Genomic DNA, 2,699 nt, shown 5'->3' with positions numbered 1-2,699 from the left:
AGGAGCAACTAAGTCTATCCTACAGTGATTTTAGGGATTCAGATTTGGGGATTCAGAGAGATGTAAGTAGCTAGGCATAATTAAAAACCAAAACCAGAGAGCATACCGCCCGCGCAGCGGGCGGTATGCTCTTCTAGGTTTTAAGTTTACTTATGCCTAGCTACTTAACTAAGGGACGATCCTGTCACCTTTTATAAAATTATCTGAGATAATTAAGGTATAAAGCGTTAGTTGAGATTATGGCTATATTTGCTGCTGTTCAAACCCCCGAAAAAGTTAAAGACACCGTGCGGGAAGTAGTACGCAAGCCTTACCCGAAATATAAGGTCATTGTGCTAAACGATGATTTCAATACCTTCGAGCATGTCTCGAATTGTTTGATGAAATATATCCCCAATATGACCGAGCAGATGGCTTGGGAATTAACCAATCAAGTGCATTTTGAAGGTTTAGCGATCGTCTGGGTTGGTCCAATGGAGCAAGCTGAACTTTATCATGCCCAGCTAAAGCAAGCAGGGTTAACAATGGCTCCCCTTGAGCCAGAATAGACGCAATCTGACCCGCAAGTGTCAGTCAAGCGTTAGTAACCATAACGGGACTAAATTACGATGCTGAGATGAGATTGGTGACGAAGCCGCCAATCAATGCGTTTTAGTGCTGCGTTAATACCAGCAAGTTTGAGCGATCGCCGCATTCTATTAACTCATCCTGCGCGATCGGCGATCGCACTACACTAATTTATAGCTCAATCCCTTTAGCCGATTGCATCTGGGTTGTTCTGTTGCGCTAATTGTTCTTGCTTTCGCTTCCACCATTCTGCTTGGAACTTCTCTTGCTCTTCAACGCTGACAGGCTCTACATCTTCTCCTGTCTTAAAAATGCCTACGAGGGGGTGATACATCTCATCATCTTGATTTACCCGCCATATCTTCTGCCCTAAGCCCATATCTACAGCCATCCCAGTTAGTATGACTCGCCGACTTGCTCCATAACACATGGGTAAAAGACTATGAGTCGCAAGCCGTTTTCTCACTTTCTTAAATGATGCAAAATAGTTCCAATCCGTTTCTTCAATCACACCGCCAGCCCAAGATAACTTGATAAGACAATCAGTATGGCGACCATCCGTATCCGTCCAATCACGAGAACCTGTATCAATGCTGGCTGGCAATAAATTACCATCTTCGTCTCTCAGCATGATTTCTATGCCACTTCTACCTTGTTCGAGGACTTCATGCATCAGAAACTCCAAGTCATTAGCTAAAAAATTTACCTGAATTTATAGATTTAGATCTTCCACATTGTAATTAACTCATTAACAAGCATTTGCAATTGTTTTGTAGGTTCATCAAGCTTAGACATTTGATAACCATGTACAAGGCGATCAAGGAAAATTCTTATAAAATCCCTCACGACTTTCTATTTTAAGAATTTCAATAACTTCTCCATCCCAAAAAATCCCAATACGATAGCTGTAATCAAATTTAATGCGATAGTATCCCGAAAATCCTTTTAATGGCTCAAGATCGGGAATTTCGGAAAGTGTTTGAGAAGTTCCAATTGCTTCAATACATTTTCTAACTTTTGCCAGAATCTTTGGGTCGCTGATTTTGTCTAAATCTTTTTTGAAGCGTTTGGCGATTTGATATTTCATTGAGGCAAACTCTCCAAGAGAGATTGTGACTCTAGTTCAGATAAAAATCCTTCTTTACGAGAATTTTCACAAGCTAAATAGAGGATAGAGTCTTCTAATTCAGAGGAGTTATTTTGAAATAAAAGTTGGAGAAAGCCTTGTCGGATTTCTAGGGGTAAGGTTTGAAATAGGCTATAAAAACCTGTGCTAGTTAACAAAGATTCTTTAATTTCTGCTTGGCTCATAGTTATTTGTTTCCTTTCCTATACATCCATATACAAATTATATAGTCATTAATCTTTTTGGGTAAATCAGCGATCGCATTACAATATCTGCGATCGCACTAAATTAAACTGGATTTGCGCTACGCTTCTAGGCTAAAACCATTAGAAGTTAACCATTCAATCACTTGGTCATACGTGCATTTCTCACTGAATGCGAGCCATAGTTTATGTTCCAATTCATATTCTGAACGGCGCAGTACATTCTTGAATCGCCCAAACGCGCCTTGCCCTTGTATGGCAACTCCCAAAAGATCCCGCAATCGTTTGTCTTCAACTGTTTCAATAAAATCTTCCATGTCTTGATAACCAGCCCCCGAACCTTTTTGCGGAATTTGTAAGTAACGGAGATTAAACTCAACTTCTGCTTCCTCATAATTTTCATTTTCCTCGTTAGGAAACACATCTAATGGATAATCTTGGCTGCCAATTAAAACTTCACCAGTTTCACGTTCAATGCAGCCATAGAGCCCATCATTATCCCGACTATTCATAACTTCAGCAATACGGGAAATGTTCTCCTTTGAAATTGCGGTTGACATTTCTTAACTCCTTGTCTGCTTTTCCTTAATTTTTATGGGTTATATACAGTTACATACAACTTTAATGCTTCCAAAAATTTACTGTCAATTATTCAATTAAAAAATAAGATTATTCATTAGGAGTTATAGCTGTCGCCAAGTCTAATAGGACATAAACCCCAAGAATTGATTGTCGGCGCGAAGCGCCGACAATCAATTCTTGGGGTTTATGTCCTAAGTCAAGTGACTGTAGCTATAAACTTA

At 39.6% G+C, this 2,699-nt stretch carries 5 protein-coding genes; 1 reads left to right on the top strand and 4 read right to left on the bottom strand.

The genetic code is table 11. The features are described from left to right. Positions 1 to 239: 239 nt before the first annotated feature. Positions 240 to 548, top strand: a complete 309-nt coding sequence (gene clpS / locus AC805_RS09085) for an ATP-dependent Clp protease adapter ClpS (RefSeq protein WP_009628256.1) — start codon at positions 240 to 242, stop codon at positions 546 to 548. A gap of 206 nt (positions 549 to 754) precedes the next feature. Here the strand turns inward: clpS and AC805_RS09080 are convergent, their stop codons facing one another. From AC805_RS09080 to AC805_RS09065, 4 genes are all read right to left on the bottom strand, one after another. Further along, entirely contained in the window at positions 755 to 1,240 is a 486-nt protein-coding gene (locus tag AC805_RS09080; RefSeq protein WP_055075132.1) for a hypothetical protein, read from the bottom strand. Between the two features lie 144 nt (positions 1,241 to 1,384). After that, positions 1,385 to 1,654 (bottom strand): type II toxin-antitoxin system RelE/ParE family toxin, encoded by a 270-nt coding sequence (locus AC805_RS09075; protein WP_055075131.1) that lies wholly within the window; start codon positions 1,652 to 1,654, stop codon positions 1,385 to 1,387. Beyond that, on the bottom strand, positions 1,651 to 1,878 hold the full coding sequence (locus AC805_RS09070; RefSeq protein WP_055075130.1) for a hypothetical protein: 228 nt from the start codon (positions 1,876 to 1,878) through the stop codon (positions 1,651 to 1,653). The genes AC805_RS09075 and AC805_RS09070 overlap by 4 nt, the downstream gene beginning before the upstream one ends. A 119-nt stretch (positions 1,879 to 1,997) precedes the next feature. Next, a complete protein-coding gene (locus AC805_RS09065; protein WP_055075129.1) occupies positions 1,998 to 2,456 on the bottom strand; it encodes a UPF0158 family protein in 459 nt (152 codons plus the stop codon). Between the last annotated feature and the right edge of the window lie 243 nt (positions 2,457 to 2,699).

The organism is Pseudanabaena sp. 'Roaring Creek', assembly GCF_001402795.1.
In the GTDB taxonomy this organism is placed as follows: Bacteria; Cyanobacteriota; Cyanobacteriia; order Pseudanabaenales; family Pseudanabaenaceae; genus Pseudanabaena.
This window is presented reverse-complemented; position numbering and strand designations above follow the sequence as displayed.